This window comes from Xanthomarina gelatinilytica (genome assembly GCF_000348685.1).
GTDB classification, from domain to species: domain Bacteria; phylum Bacteroidota; class Bacteroidia; order Flavobacteriales; family Flavobacteriaceae; genus Xanthomarina; species Xanthomarina gelatinilytica.
In genome coordinates, this window is the sequence record NZ_ANLA01000004.1 from 46,150 (window position 1) to 59,698 (window position 13,549).

Sequence of the window (13,549 nt, forward strand, 5' to 3'; positions counted from 1 at the left end):
AATTCACTCATAATTTTTTATTAATTTTAAATAAATGAAAAGCAATTGCGTAATTTTGCTGATTATTAACTTATAAACATATTATGTCTGGAACTTTAAATAAAGTCATGTTAATTGGTCATTTGGGAGATGAAGTGAAAATGCACTATTTTGATGGTGGGAACTGTATTGGTCGTTTTCCTTTGGCCACAAACGAAACCTACACCAACAAACAAACCAACGAAAAAATCACCAATACAGAATGGCATAACATAGTTGTAAGAAACAAAGCTGCCGAAATTTGTGAAAAGTATCTTTCTAAAGGTGATAAAGTCTATATTGAAGGTAGAATAAAAACCAGAAAATGGCAGGACGATAGTGGTAACGACAGGTATTCTACCGAAATTCATTGTACAGATTTCACCTTCCTAACTACCAAAAGCGAAAGTGAACAACAACAAGCAAACACAGCAGCTCCAAAATCCATGGAGCAAAAAGAGCAACCTAACAAACAAATACAAGAGGAAGACGACGATCTTCCATTTTAACCATATTTTGTAAAATTAAACTTTTTATCATTGGATCCTGAACCCTCGAGTTTTAATGCATTAATGTTAGCAAATTTCCAGAACAATTTATTTGAGCTGGTTGATTTTTCAATTGTATTTGGTTTTGTGTTACTTGCTTTGCTACTACTGTGCTCTGCACTTATTTCTGGAGCAGAAGTGGCTTTGTTTTCCCTTAACAGGACCGATTTGGAAAATGGCTTGGAAGACAATCCAAATACCTTTAAAATTATTGCCTCGCTCTTGGAAAGGCCCAAAAAACTGTTGGCAACCATTTTGGTGGCCAACAATTTCATTAACATTGGCATTGTTATTCTCTTTGCCTATTTGGGTGATTTTATCTTTACTGGCATCACACAGCCTATCCTTAGATTTATAGTAGAAGTCGTGGTAATTACCTTCCTAATTTTGCTTTTTGGTGAAATTTTACCAAAAATCTATGCCAGTAGGAACAAAGTGAAATTTTCTAACTTCATGGCGTATCCGTTAAAGATGTTGGATGTTGTTTTTTCTCCCATAAGTCTGCCTATGCGAAGCATAACCTTGTCTATTCATGGTAAATTGGGGAAACAAAAATCCAACTTAAGTGTCGATCAGCTTTCGCAAGCCTTGGAATTAACCAGTGAACACGACACCACCAAAGAAGAACAGAAAATATTACAAGGCATCGTGTCTTTTGGCAACACAGATACCAAACAGGTCATGCGTCCAAGAATTGATATTTTTGCCTTAAACATCAATCAAAAATATCTGGAAATCATTCCTGAAATCATCAATCATGGCTATTCCAGAATCCCTGTTTTTGAAGATAATATCGATAAAATTAAAGGCATTCTGTATGTAAAAGACCTGTTGCCATATATTGATAGAAAACAATTTGATTGGACAACCCTTATTAGAGACCCTTTCTTTGTCCCTGAAAACAAAAAACTGGACGATTTAATGGCCGAGTTTCAGGAGAAAAAAGTCCATTTAGCCGTTGTGGTTGATGAATATGGAGGGACTTCCGGGCTTATTTCCTTAGAAGATATTATAGAAGAAATTGTAGGTGATATTAGTGATGAATATGATGATGAAGATTTAATCTATTCCAAACTGGACGACAAAAACTATGTTTTTGAAGGAAAAACCCCCTTAAAGGATTTCTATAAAATCATAAAACTGGAATCAGATGCGCTTTTTGAAGAAGCCAAAGGCGAAGCCGAGACAGTTGCTGGTTTTGTTTTGGAAACATCTGGTGGTTTCCCAAAAATAGGAAGTAAAATAAAATTTGAAAATTACGTTTTTACTGTAGAAGCTTTAGATAACAAACGCATCAAGCGAGTTAAAGTAACCTTACCATAAACCCAACATGAAAAACAGTATTCTACTTTTTGGTATTTTTTTTATCTACCTATCCTGTGGCCAAGATCCAGTGCCCAAACCTCAAGCCTATTTAAGACTGGAGTTTCCAGAACCAACATACCAAGAGTTTCATAAAAACCTTCCTTTTACCATAGAGAAAAACAAATTGGCAAGCCATGTGGAAACCAAATCCATTTCAGGACCTACTGAAAGCTATGGCGTTACCTTGCAATATCCAAGTCTTAGAGGATCTATTTACTTAACTTACAAAAGTATAGATAATAATCCTGACAATTTAATGGCGTTTTTACGAGATGCCCAAAAATTTACTCAAGAACACACAAGGAAAGCTGATGAAATTATTGAACAGCCTTATGAAAATAAAGCTAGAAAAGTGTATGGCATGTTATACGAAGTGGGTGGAAATGCAGCTTCCCAATCGCAGTTTTATGTTACAGACAGTACAAATCATTTTTTAACCGGTTCGCTATACTTTTACGCCAAACCTAATTACGATTCCATTTATCCTGCTGCAAAATATCTTGAGAAAGACATCAAGCATATTATGGAAACGGTTTCCTGGAAATAGAGCCTCATGTTTAAATTATTTTTTATATTCATCTCCAAAATAATTTAAAACATTACTTATTTCATGGTTTTTAAAGCTTATAAAACAATTGTTTTCTTACTCTTTGCAGTTCTTCTTTCTTGTAATAAAAGTGATAACTTAAGTGAGGATGCAGACTTCCATATTGCACTTCCTACTGCTCCAGTTAAAGTTATAAACACCAATGGCACATGGTTGGTTTACGACTTACATATTAAAACACCACACTTAGAGAAGGTAGATATTATTTATGATGACAGTTTGTTATTGTCTTATACAGATTTTATCTCGCGCAACGATCTGCACATTGCGCACATTTGGATTGAATATCCAGAATCCGGATGGGAAAAAGAAGAGATACTGCACACTTTTGAATATAAGGAAACCAACAATAGCTTTCAGGTCTTTACTTTTCCATTACAAGTTGAAACACAGTATCCAAATCCAAAAACAATTCAATTTCCTGTACCTGAAGGGGTTTGGTTGGCAGAAGGAGCACCTGGAAGCACATCTTATCATACCCGAGCAATATTTCCATTTCAAGATTTACAGTTTGACGAAACCCAAAACGGTTATCTTATAGGAAACAATCCACAACGTTATGCCATTGACTATGCGTTAATGGTAAATAACTTACCATACGTAAACAATGGTGAACAATTAACGGATTGGCATTGTTATAACCTTCCAGTTAAAGCAGTAGAGGGAGGAAAAGTGATTTTTACTGAAAATAATATTCCAGACAATACAACTCCTGGAAAATTGGATTACGAGACCAATACTTCAAACGCTTCAGGAAATGTGGTATATATTGAACATCTTGATGGTACCATTAGTACATATTGTCATTTAATACCAAATTCCATATTAGTATCTGTTGGAGACATTGTAAACACTGGTCAGGTATTAGGGAGATTAGGAAATTCTGGAAACTCTTTTGCCCCTCATTTACATATGCACTTGCTTACCAATCCAGAGAACAAAGAACTGGAAGAATATGCAGATGGCCTTTTTATGGAAAGTCTGCCTTATACGTTTCCTGAGTTTATTAAATTAGGTGCGCTACCTCCTGGCTATCTGGACGAAAAGCCAATAACACCTTTTTCACCAAACTTACATGAAGTGTTTATAGACAAGTTACCCTCGGAAAGTGATGTTATAGAGTTTTAAACAAAAAAAGCATCTCGATCGAGATGCTTTTTCAGTATTATGTTTTAAAGGAAACTTAAGCTTTTCCTTTTTCTGCACAACAGGCCATTTTACAATCCGCTTTGCAGGCCATTTTTTTGTCTGTTGAAGTTTCAGATGTTTCAGCTTTGTCTGCACAACATGCTTTCTTACAATCTTTTGCACAAGCAGTTTTTTCAGCATCAGCTTTTTCACCAAAAGCGTCAACTGCATGCATGTCTTTTACGGAATACATATCTCCAGCTTTTTTAACCACCTCTTCCAAAGATGCTGGTGTTACTTTAGCTTCGTCGTATTCTACCATAGCTAATTTTTTGTCAAAATCCACTTTGGCAGATTTTACACCTTCCATTTTAGCCATTTTCTTTTCAATGGTTTTAGCACAACCCATGGCACAGGTCATACCTTCAATGGTAAACTCTGCTTTAGCATAAGTTGCATTTGGGTCTAATGTAGCCACTTCTTCTGTTGTTGACTCAACCTCCACTGTTTTTACCTCTGGAGCTGTTTCGTTCTTACATGCCGTAAAGAAAACGGTAAACAGTAATAAACCGATAATATTTTTTAATGATTTCATTTGTTTTAAATATTGATTTAGATACAAAATTACTAATAATTAGTGTTTATTGCATCAAAAATAGCAATTTTGTGGTTTGGTTGTAATTTATGAAGCATATTCAAGTTAAATGGTTGTATTTATTTGTCTTGTCCTTGATATGGGGAAGCTCTTTTATACTTATTAAAAAGTCACTTTTAGGCTTAAGTCCGTATCAATTAGGTGCCCTAAGAACCATTATTACTGCTTTGTTTTTGTTTGTTGCTGGCTATAAAAGTGTGAAGCAAATTGAAATATCCCAATGGAAATGGATTGCGCTTTCTGGGTTTTTGGGGTCTTTTTTTCCAGCATTTTTATTTGCCATTGCCGAAACCGAGATTGATAGTGCTGTAGCATCTATTTTAAACTCGTTGGTGCCCTTAAACACCATACTTTTAGGTTTTGCCGTTTTTAGGATAGCCTCTACCAGAAGACAGGTTTTAGGAGTTATAATAGGCTTTATAGGAACAGCTATCCTAATTTTAAAAGGTGCCGAATTAAATCCAGGACAAAATTACTTATATGCAGGTTTTGTGATAGGTTCTACCATTATGTATGCGTTAAATGTAAACATTATAAAAACACATCTACAATTTGTAAAACCCTTGGCCATTGCAGCAGGAAATTACGTGGTAATAGTGGTACCTGCTATTTTGGTTTTACTTTTTTCAGGTTTTTTCAGTGCCAAAACCCTAGAGAACCCACATTTTAAAATGTCGCTAGTGTTTGTTACCATTTTATCTTTTTTTGGGACTGCTTTGGCCAAAGTTCTCTTTAACAAATTAATCCATATCTCCACACCTGTTTTTGCTTCTTCGGTGACTTATTTAATGCCAATTGTAGCCTTGACTTGGGGCGTGATGGATGGTGAATCTTTTACATTGCTTCAAGGTTTCGCCACCTTGATTATTTTACTTGGTGTGTATTTATCCCACAAAAGGCAACGCTAACAGATGTACAGTTTAAAATAAGCAATCTTCTTTATATGATTTGGGGATTTTCAATCCCAATTCATACAGCCAAGTTTATAATTTTGTTTAAAAATTATGCTTTTTGTAAAATAATCACGAAATTTAGTAACATTAAATCCTTTAAAATGAATACCTCAGCTAAAATTTCGATAAAATACGGTCTCATAACTGCCATACTACTGATTGTTTATTTCTTGGTTTTAAAACTTATAGGATGGCACAACAACCCTTGGTTACGATTGTTTAATGGCTTCATCATGGCCTTTGGCATTTATACCGTTATTAAGCAATATAAATTGGTTTCGGGAAACACTTTCACTTACATCAATGGATTTAAAACCGGTGTTGTAACAGGATTTCTGGCCACCTTTGTGTTTGCCCTTTTTATGAGCATATATATGTTTCATCTGGATGTTGAATTTAAGGACACTTTGCTTCGCGAATGGTTTAAGGATTACGACCAAGGAGGAGGTATTTTAATTTTTATCATACTTATAGAAGGGCTTTCGTCAACAGCGATATTAAGCCTGACTTTCATGCAAATTTTTAAAAACAGTAAAAATCTTTCTGAAAATAAATAAAACGTTTGTAGTTTAATTAATTAGCAGTATATTTGCACTCATTTTTTGAACAAATTAATTAATATAAACGTTACGCTATGTACGCAATTGTAGAGATAGCAGGGCAACAATTCAAAGTTGAAAAAGACCAAAAAGTCTTTGTTCATCGTTTGGCTACGGAAGAAGGAAAACAAGTGTCTTTTGACAATGTACTTCTTTTAGCAGATGGAGACAAAGTAACTGTAGGCGCCCCAGCTATAAACGGAGCTCAAGTAGGAGCCAAAGTTTTAAAACACCTTAAAGGTGATAAAGTAATCGTTTTCAAAAAGAAACGTCGTAAAGGTTACCGTGTAAAAAATGGTCACAGACAATCTTTAACTGAAATCGTAATTGAAAGCATTGTTGCTTCAGGAGCTAAACCAGCTGCTAAGGCAGAGAAAAAAGCTGAACCGGCAAAAAAAGCTGAATCTAAAGCTGCTGCCCCAAAAGCAGAGGCTAAAAAAGCAAGTCCAAAGAAATCGGCTGCAAAAGCAGATGACTTAAAGAAAATTGAAGGTGCTGGACCTAAGGCTGCCGAAGCTTTAATAAATGCAGGATATGAAACTTTTGCTAAAATTGCAAAAGCAACACCTGAAGAGTTAAGCGCTGTATTAACTGAAGCTAGCTCAAGATTAGCTCATTTAGTAACAGACACTTGGCCTAAACAAGCTAAATTAGCTGCAGATGGTAAGTGGGATGAACTAAAAGCATTACAAGAAAAATTAGATGGTGGAATTGAAAAGTAATTTTCGTTTCATTTAATATTAACAACATAAAACCTAAAAGACAATGGCACATAAAAAAGGAGTCGGAAGTTCTAAAAACGGTAGAGAATCAGAATCGAAACGTTTAGGTGTTAAGATATTTGGTGGCCAAGCTGCTGTAGCTGGTAACATTATCGTTAGACAAAGAGGTACTGCACATAATCCAGGCGAGAATGTGTATGCTGGAAAAGATCATACATTACATGCTAAAGTTGATGGCATTGTAAAGTTTACAAAGAAAAAAGATAACAAATCTTATGTTTCTATTGAGCCATTTGAGGCTTAAGAAACTGTTTCTTTATACTCAATTTAAAAACCCCTTTCAGGAAGTCTGAAAAGGGGTTTTGTTTTTTTGACCAATATAATTAAGAATGTATTGTATTGGTTTCGCATATACAAGATCGATTTATGGGATGGTTCCAGAAGTAATAAATACCAAAACGTCATTAATACATCTATCCAAATCTGTTTTAATATCTTTTCCCCAAAACCTAAAAACGGTATAATCCATATCGTAAAGCTGCTGATTCACTTCTTTATCTCGTTGCATATTGCGCTCAATTTTAGGGATCCAAAATCCTTTGTTGCTTTTTATGCTGTGCTTTTTTTCTTCCCAATTGTAACCATGCCAAAATTCGCCATCTATAAAAATAGCGAGCTTATATTTTTTTATGCTTATATCTGGGCGTCCAGGTAGCTGTTTATTGTTAACTCTATAACGGACTCCTTCTGCCCAAAGCGCTTTGCGGAACATGATTTCGGGCTTGGTATTTTTACCTGAAATCCTGCTCATTATTCTTGAACGCTTTTTTGTGGTATAAAAACCTGAAGCTTCATTAAAACGAGGGACTTGTATTTTTTCTTCTTTATAAACCATAAAGTCTATGAAATATAAAGGTTTTAAATAAAAAATCCCAAACATTTAAGTTTGGGATTTTTATTTTTAGTATCCAATGCTTTGTCTAAAAATATTAATAATAATTAATATCTATAATATTCAGGCTTAAATGGTCCTTCAACTGGCACTCCAATGTATTTAGCTTGGTCTTCACGAAGTTCTGTTAATTCAACGCCAATTTTAGCCAAATGCAATTGAGCTACTTTTTCATCCAGGTGTTTAGGCAACATATATACTTTGTTTTCATAAGCATCTTTATTGGTCCAAAGTTCTATTTGAGCCAAAGTTTGGTTTGTAAACGAGTTACTCATTACAAAACTAGGATGTCCTGTGGCACAACCTAAATTCACCAAACGTCCTTGTGCCAAGATAATGACATCTGTTCCATTAACAGTGTATTTATCAACCTGTGGCTTAATGGTGTTTTTGGTATGACCATGGTTTTTGTTTAACCAAGCCATATCAATTTCATTGTCAAAATGTCCAATGTTACATACAATGGTTTTATCTTTCATGGCTTCAAAATGCTCACCACGAACAATATCTTTATTTCCAGTGGTTGTAATTACTATATCAGCATTCCCAACAACGGTTTCCAGTTTTTTCACTTCAAAACCATCCATAGCAGCCTGTAGTGCACAAATAGGATCGATTTCGGTAACTGTTACAATACTTCCTGCACCTTTAAAGGATGCAGCTGTACCTTTACCAACGTCTCCATAACCACAAACAACCACACGTTTTCCAGCAAGCATCACATCTGTAGCACGACGGATGGCATCTACTGCGCTTTCACGACAGCCATATTTGTTATCAAATTTTGATTTGGTCACACTATCGTTCACATTAATTGCTGGCATTGGCAAAGTTCCAGCTTTCATACGTTCATACAATCTGTGAACTCCCGTAGTGGTTTCTTCAGATAAGCCATTAATTCCTGCAGCCAATTCTGGATATTTGTCTAGAACCATGTTTGTTAGATCGCCACCATCGTCCAATATCATATTTAATGGTTTTCTATCTTCCCCAAAAAACAAGGTTTGTTCAATACACCAGTCAAATTCCTCTTCGGTCATATCCTTCCATGCATACACAGCAGTTCCTGTGGCAGCAATGGCAGCAGCAGCTTGGTCTTGAGTAGAGAAAATGTTACAAGAACTCCAAGTTACTTCAGCTCCCAAGGCTTGTAAGGTCTCTATTAAGACAGCTGTTTGAATGGTCATATGCAAACATCCAGCAATCCTAGCTCCTTTAAGTGGTTGAGACTCCTTGTATTCTTCACGAAGACTCATTAAGCCTGGCATTTCAGCTTCAGCTAATTCAATTTCCTTTCTTCCCCAATCTGCAAGTGAGATATCTTTTACCTTATATGGTACGTAAGCAACAGTTTTTGTATTCATAATTAATTTTTCTTATTGATTTTTAAAGTCTAACAACTTTGGCAATAGCACTTAAAATAGTTAAATTCGCTTGCCGGAATTGTTAAATCTGCTTTTGGCAGTGCAAAGATAACTAATAACTTTTAGAATATTAAATGCCTCTTTATAAAACCCTTAGTCCTAACTCACAAACTACTGTTAAAATCTGGAAGATTACAGAATCCTATAACGATTTGTTTCAAGGCATCAACTTGAAGCCTGAAAACCTACAACGTGTTTTAAACATGAAAAGCGAGCTGCACCAAAGAGGTTTTTTAAGTGTGAGACATTTGCTGGCAGAATTTGGCTATACAGATACCGATTTGTTTTACGACGAAAATGGCAAACCACATCTAAAAGACGGGAAACACATTTCCATTACCCACTCCTTTACTTTTTCTGGCATAATTGTAAGTGACTTTAAGGTTGGCATAGACATTGAAAAACAACGTAAAAAAATTGGTGTCATTGCCCATAAATTTATGGAATATGAGTTTCAATACCTAAAAACAGACGAGCCGGATTACATCAATAAATTAACGGTTATCTGGTGTATAAAAGAATCTTTATACAAACTTTTTGCAACTCCTGGCCTGAGTTTTTTACAGCACACCTTGGTAATCCCCTTTACCATAAATGAAGCTTCCACCATAGCTTGGATTGATTATCAAGATAGAAAACACAGGTATTATACCGAATTTTTTGAATTTGAAGGTTTTACCTGTGCATACGCATTGCCTTCTAAATAAAATATTTAAAATAGAACCCCGTATTTGTGTACCAACTAGAAACAATATATCAGCAGATAATAAAAGCCATATCCAAGTGTGAAAAACTTTTGGCCGTTTTAATAGATCCTGATAAAATGACCATTAAGATGGCATCTCAATTTATTGGGAAAATAAACCAGTCTTTGGCGACACATATTTTTGTAGGAGGCAGTACAGTTGCAGATTTTGCTACAGAACAACTGGTTTCAGTAATTAAAAAACACACCCATTTGCCTGTAATCCTATTTCCTGGGGACGTTTCACAAATTACAGGTCAAGCTGATGCTTTGCTGTTTCTGTCTTTAATTTCCGGTAGAAATCCTGAATACTTAATAGGAAAACAGGTCGCTTCCGTATCAAAATTACGCCAAATGCACCTTGAAGTGATCCCTACAGGTTACCTGCTTATTGAAAACGGTAAAGAAACAGCTGTTCAAAAAGTTACAGGTACAAAACCAATGTCTAAAGATTCTGTTCAAGATATAGTAGACACAGCAAAAGCAGGAGAATTATTAGGCATGAAACTGATTTATTTGGAAGCTGGAAGTGGCGCTTTAAATCCAATAGATTCAACCATTATAAATAGTGTGAAAAAAGAAATATCCCTTCCTTTAATTGTTGGAGGAGGTATTAGAACAAAAAAACAATTGGAGGAAGCCTACAATTCTGGAGCAGACCTAGTGGTTATTGGGACAGCTTTTGAAGACAATGAAGCTCTTTTTGAAGAATTAGCCTCTTTGTCCTCCAGACATTTGCCAAAAGGGGAAAATTAAAAGGATTTTATAACTTATAAGAGTAATCCTGCAAGGTTTTTTAAAACCTTATAGATGTAAGCAAATATAATTTCCTTCTCTTGTGTTTGCCAAAAGACAAACGAAGGAATAAAAAATAACAGCAATGAATATATCAGTAGATTTAACTTTATCGCCATTACAGGACGATTACGAAACACACGTTATTAGCTTTATAAAAGAATTAAGGAATTCCAAATTTACAGTTTTGGAAAACCCCTTAAGCACTCAAATTTTTGGGGAATATGATGAATTGATGCCCTTTCTGATAGCGCAAATCCATAAATCTTTTGAAGCGCAAAATATATGTGTGTTGACCATGAAACTTGTAAAAACAGACAGGAGCGACTATGAACCAAATTTTTAATTTCTTTTTTGAGCAATACGCAACCTATGAAACCGTAGATATTGTTTTAGAAATAATAGCTGTTATTTTTGGGTTTCTATCTGTCTGGTGCTCTAAGCAAAATAATATTTTGGTCTTTCCAACAGGGATGATAAGCACAAGTATATTTGTGTATTTGCTTTTTAAATGGAGTTTATTGGGAGACATGCTTATTAATGCTTATTACTTTATTATGAGCATCTATGGTTGGTATGTTTGGACCCGAAAGGTAGACAACACGCATTTAACACCCATCTCACTTACAAACAAAAAAGAAAAAATGGCCAGTGTTTGGATATTTATAGCCACACTATTGTTTGTATATATAGTTTACAATTCCTTTAATATGTGGACAACTTGGGTCGCTTACATAGATACCATAACCACAGGAATATTTTTTGTGGGCATGTGGCTTATGGCGAAACGAAAAGTGGAAAACTGGATTTTCTGGATTCTTGGCGATTTAATATCCATTCCGTTGTATTTTTATAAAGGATTTACGTTTACCAGTTTACAGTATTTAGGTTTTACAATAATTGCAATTTATGGATATATATCATGGAAGAAACTCTTAAGCAGAGAGATAGCAAGTGTATGAAAATTGTGCTGTTTGGACCTGAATCTACAGGAAAAACCGTTTTGGCGAAACAATTGGCTGCCCACTACAACACACTTTGGGTCCCCGAGTTTTCTCGAATTTTTGCTGAAGAGAAAGCTAAAAAAAATGAATCCTTAACCAAAGCCGATGTTTTAACTATTGCCAAAGGACAAATAGCTTTGGAAAATGCTCTGGCAAAACAAGTAGATCGCTTATTGATTTGCGATACCAATTTGCTGGAAACCAAAGTATACAGCAAAGCGTATTACAAAGGGTATTCACCAGAAATTTTAAATAAATATGCCTTGGAAAATTACTATAATCTCTATTTTTTAACTAATATTGATATCCCATGGGAATTTGATGGGATAAGAGACAAACCCCATGAAAGGGAAGTTATGTTTAACTTGTTCCAGGACGAGTTAATTAACAACAACTTACCATATGTGTTATTATCAGGAAGTTTCTCCAAACGCTTGGATACAGCTATTGAGCACATAGATAAATTATTAAAAAAGTAATTTCATGTTTTCCGAAAAAGACATCAACCAGATTTTAAATAAAGGCTTAACAGTAAATAAAATTATCAAACAAATTGAACTGTTTAAAACCGGTTTGCCATTTATTAACCTAGAATCTGCTGCCACCATACAAAATGGAATTTTACAACTCTCTGAATCTGAAAAACAAGCATATATAAATTTGTTCGATTCTAAACGAAACAAGCATTCCATTATAAAATTTGTACCAGCTTCTGGTGCAGCAACCAGAATGTTTAAGTCGTTTTTTAGTTTTATAGAAGATTACAATCCAGATCAAGAAACTGTAAATGCTTACATAAACAGAACCAAAGAATCCTTATTGGCTGTGTTTTTTGTTGGATTGGAAAAACTCCCTTTTTACAACATTGTGTTAAATAAAATAAAGGATATTTATCCAGATTACCATCAATCCTCTACAGACATGCAACGTTATATGTTTGTAAAAACCATGCTGGATCCAGATAAGTTAAACTTTGGTTTTTACCCAAAGGGACTTTTGCCTTTTCATAAATACAAAGAACACATTGCTACAGCTTTTGAAGAGCATTTGTTTGAAGCTGCCCTCTATGCTTCTACCAACAACAAAGCACATTTACACTACACCATTTCAGAAAAATACAAAGATATTTTTGACGACGAGTTTAAAAAAATACAAACCATTGTTGAGCGTAAAACCAATACCAGATTTGAAATTTCCTTTTCCTATCAAAAAGAAGCCACAGATACCATTGCTGTAACAGAAGACAACCAACCTTTTAGACTGGAAGATGGCAGTTTGTTGTTTAGACCTTCTGGTCATGGCGCCTTACTTTCAAATTTAAACGATTTGGATGCCGATATTATTTTCATCAAGAACATAGATAACGTGGTGGTTTTTAAATATGAAAACGATGTAAGCGAATACAAAAAAATGTTGGCTGGAATTTTAATGGACATCCAAAGTCAAGCTTTTGAATACTTAAGACTCTTAGAAAGCCAAACAATTTCTGAAAATACAATAGTTGAGATTGCCAATTTCCTTTCCAATAAAATGAATGTGGTTATTTCTTCTGAATTTGAAAAATATGCCAAGGAATATCAGATTGATTACTTAAGGGACAAGCTTAACAGACCGATACGTGTTTGTGGGATGGTAAAAAATGAAGGGGAACCTGGAGGAGGCCCTTTTTGGGTTAAGGAAGAAAGTGGCCAAGTATCCTTACAAATCGTGGAGTCTGCACAAATCAACAAAAAAGACAAGCATCAAAAAGACATTTTAAAAAATGCCACGCATTTCAATCCCGTAGATTTGGTTTGTGGTATCAAAGATTATCAAGGCAATCCGTTTAATTTAGAAAGCTTTATAGATCATAAAACAGCATTCATAACCATGAAAACCAAAACCGGTAAGGACCTTAAAGCTCTTGAATTGCCTGGTCTTTGGAATGGAAGCATGGCAAACTGGAATACCATTTTTGTAGAAGTGCCACTAATTACCTTTAATCCTGTTAAAACGGTAACAGATTTATTGAAACCAACCCATCAAGTGCAATAA

17 protein-coding genes are annotated in these 13,549 nt (G+C 34.9%); 14 read left to right on the forward strand and 3 right to left on the reverse strand.

Annotated features, from left to right (window positions below):
- The first annotated feature begins 83 nt into the window (after window positions 1-83).
- The 4 genes from D778_RS00840 to D778_RS14070 all read left to right on the forward strand — a co-directional run bounded on the left by D778_RS00840 (window position 84) and on the right by D778_RS14070 (window position 3,666).
- Window positions 84-527: a single-stranded DNA-binding protein gene (locus D778_RS00840; protein ID WP_007646772.1), complete on the forward strand. Its 444-nt coding sequence runs from the start codon at window positions 84-86 to the stop codon at window positions 525-527.
- 30 nt (window positions 528-557) lie between these two features.
- Window positions 558-1,889: a gliding motility-associated protein GldE gene (locus tag D778_RS00845; RefSeq protein WP_040491166.1), complete on the forward strand. Its 1,332-nt coding sequence runs from the start codon at window positions 558-560 to the stop codon at window positions 1,887-1,889.
- Between the two features lie 7 nt (window positions 1,890-1,896).
- Complete coding sequence (gldD, locus tag D778_RS00850; protein ID WP_007646776.1) at window positions 1,897-2,478, forward strand: gliding motility lipoprotein GldD; 582 nt, start codon at window positions 1,897-1,899, stop codon at window positions 2,476-2,478.
- 63 nt (window positions 2,479-2,541) lie between these two features.
- Window positions 2,542-3,666, forward strand: a complete 1,125-nt coding sequence (locus tag D778_RS14070) for a M23 family metallopeptidase (RefSeq protein ID WP_007646779.1) — start codon at window positions 2,542-2,544, stop codon at window positions 3,664-3,666.
- A 55-nt stretch (window positions 3,667-3,721) separates the two neighbouring features.
- Here D778_RS14070 and D778_RS00860 read toward each other — a convergent pair whose 3' ends face one another.
- Entirely contained in the window at window positions 3,722-4,261 is a 540-nt protein-coding gene (locus D778_RS00860) for a heavy-metal-associated domain-containing protein (protein WP_007646781.1), read from the reverse strand.
- An 89-nt stretch (window positions 4,262-4,350) separates the two neighbouring features.
- Between D778_RS00860 and D778_RS00865 the strand changes: the two genes are divergently transcribed.
- The 4 genes from D778_RS00865 to rpmA all read left to right on the forward strand — a co-directional run bounded on the left by D778_RS00865 (window position 4,351) and on the right by rpmA (window position 6,899).
- Window positions 4,351-5,229: a DMT family transporter gene (locus tag D778_RS00865; protein WP_007646783.1), complete on the forward strand. Its 879-nt coding sequence runs from the start codon at window positions 4,351-4,353 to the stop codon at window positions 5,227-5,229.
- A 146-nt stretch (window positions 5,230-5,375) separates the two neighbouring features.
- The gene (locus D778_RS00870; RefSeq protein WP_040491384.1) at window positions 5,376-5,831 is read left to right on the forward strand and encodes a DUF4199 domain-containing protein; all 456 of its coding nucleotides are present in this window, start codon (window positions 5,376-5,378) and stop codon (window positions 5,829-5,831) included.
- A 77-nt stretch (window positions 5,832-5,908) separates the two neighbouring features.
- Complete coding sequence (gene rplU / locus D778_RS00875) at window positions 5,909-6,595, forward strand: 50S ribosomal protein L21 (RefSeq protein WP_007646796.1); 687 nt, start codon at window positions 5,909-5,911, stop codon at window positions 6,593-6,595.
- 43 nt (window positions 6,596-6,638) lie between these two features.
- Complete coding sequence (rpmA, locus tag D778_RS00880; RefSeq protein WP_007646798.1) at window positions 6,639-6,899, forward strand: 50S ribosomal protein L27; 261 nt, start codon at window positions 6,639-6,641, stop codon at window positions 6,897-6,899.
- Between the two features lie 120 nt (window positions 6,900-7,019).
- On the opposite strand, the gene D778_RS00885 is transcribed toward rpmA, so the two are convergent.
- Complete coding sequence (locus D778_RS00885; protein ID WP_007646805.1) at window positions 7,020-7,535, reverse strand: very short patch repair endonuclease; 516 nt, start codon at window positions 7,533-7,535, stop codon at window positions 7,020-7,022.
- Between the two features lie 59 nt (window positions 7,536-7,594).
- Window positions 7,595-8,911 (reverse strand): adenosylhomocysteinase, encoded by a 1,317-nt coding sequence (gene ahcY / locus D778_RS00890; RefSeq protein ID WP_007646806.1) that lies wholly within the window; start codon window positions 8,909-8,911, stop codon window positions 7,595-7,597.
- Between the two features lie 134 nt (window positions 8,912-9,045).
- Here ahcY and D778_RS00895 point away from each other — a divergent pair, with 134 nt between their 5' ends.
- The 6 genes from D778_RS00895 to D778_RS00920 all read left to right on the forward strand — a co-directional run bounded on the left by D778_RS00895 (window position 9,046) and on the right by D778_RS00920 (window position 13,549).
- Window positions 9,046-9,678, forward strand: a complete 633-nt coding sequence (locus D778_RS00895) for a 4'-phosphopantetheinyl transferase family protein (RefSeq protein ID WP_007646807.1) — start codon at window positions 9,046-9,048, stop codon at window positions 9,676-9,678.
- A gap of 26 nt (window positions 9,679-9,704) precedes the next feature.
- A complete protein-coding gene (locus D778_RS00900) occupies window positions 9,705-10,472 on the forward strand; it encodes a phosphoglycerol geranylgeranyltransferase (RefSeq protein WP_040491171.1) in 768 nt (255 codons plus the stop codon).
- Between the two features lie 124 nt (window positions 10,473-10,596).
- Window positions 10,597-10,857, forward strand: coding sequence for a YkoF family thiamine-binding protein (locus tag D778_RS00905; RefSeq protein ID WP_007646809.1), 261 nt, complete (start codon window positions 10,597-10,599; stop codon window positions 10,855-10,857).
- Window positions 10,841-11,473 carry a nicotinamide riboside transporter PnuC gene (gene pnuC / locus D778_RS00910; protein ID WP_007646811.1) on the forward strand — a complete coding sequence of 211 codons (633 nt, stop codon included), beginning with the start codon at window positions 10,841-10,843 and terminating at the stop codon, window positions 11,471-11,473. Before D778_RS00905 ends, pnuC begins: the two co-directional genes overlap by 17 nt.
- On the forward strand, window positions 11,470-11,994 hold the full coding sequence (locus D778_RS00915) for an AAA family ATPase (protein ID WP_007646812.1): 525 nt from the start codon (window positions 11,470-11,472) through the stop codon (window positions 11,992-11,994). The genes pnuC and D778_RS00915 overlap by 4 nt, the downstream gene beginning before the upstream one ends.
- 4 nt (window positions 11,995-11,998) lie before the next feature.
- Window positions 11,999-13,549: a DUF4301 family protein gene (locus tag D778_RS00920; protein ID WP_007646822.1), complete on the forward strand. Its 1,551-nt coding sequence runs from the start codon at window positions 11,999-12,001 to the stop codon at window positions 13,547-13,549.